We start from the raw sequence: 610 nt of genomic DNA, 5'->3' as shown, positions 1-610 counted from the left end.
GGCCGGAAATTCATCAGCATCGCGACGATCAGCAGCGCCGCGGCGTTGGTCGTTTTCGAGGAGCCTTTCGGGACCAGCGCCAGGATATCGCGGATATAGCGAACCTGATTTACCGGGTCCCAGCTGCCGAACGACGCGCGGACGATATCCCGGAACCACTGGCCCGACGCCTCGCGCATTTTCGGCGCGCCAGGCACGTCCGGCAGCTGCAGCTCGTCATAGAACGCCTGCGCGATGTCGGCCTCGGCCGCGAACAGCGGCAGATCCGGCACAAGCGACCGGCCCTCGCGCATGCGATCGGCCCAATCGACGCAGGACAGATCCCACATCTCCGGCACGATCGGCGGCGCCGCGTTGTCGGTCGAGAGGATCATCAGTGCGAGGTCACGGCCTGTTGACGGCGCGCCATGAGCTCGCCGAGCGGCGTGCCGGCATCAGGCTGTTGCGCGGCGGCAATCGCGGCGGCTTTCTTGCCGACCTTCTCGGCCGGCGCGGGCTTTTCAGCGGGTGCGGCCTTAACAGGCTTCTGCGTCTGGCCGTACATCATGAGATCATTGCGCTCGAGAAACTTTTGGAATTCCCGGATCGCCGAGACGTTGCCGGCGTTGAC

The 610-nt window shown here is 65.4% G+C and carries 2 pseudogenes; both read right to left on the bottom strand.

The annotated features are described in order from the left end of the window. Nucleotides 1-374, bottom strand: a pseudogene (locus AC628_RS41395) (terminase large subunit); the annotation flags it as partial. Then, nucleotides 374-610 (bottom strand): annotated as a pseudogene (locus tag AC628_RS41390) (hypothetical protein); the annotation flags it as partial. The pseudogenes AC628_RS41390 and AC628_RS41395, both read right to left, overlap by 1 nt.

Origin of the sequence: Bradyrhizobium sp. NAS96.2 (assembly GCF_001908235.1) — a bacterium.
Classification (GTDB): domain Bacteria; phylum Pseudomonadota; class Alphaproteobacteria; order Rhizobiales; family Xanthobacteraceae; genus Bradyrhizobium.
Note: the sequence above shows the minus strand (reverse complement) of the source record. Positions and strands in the feature narration are given on the sequence as shown.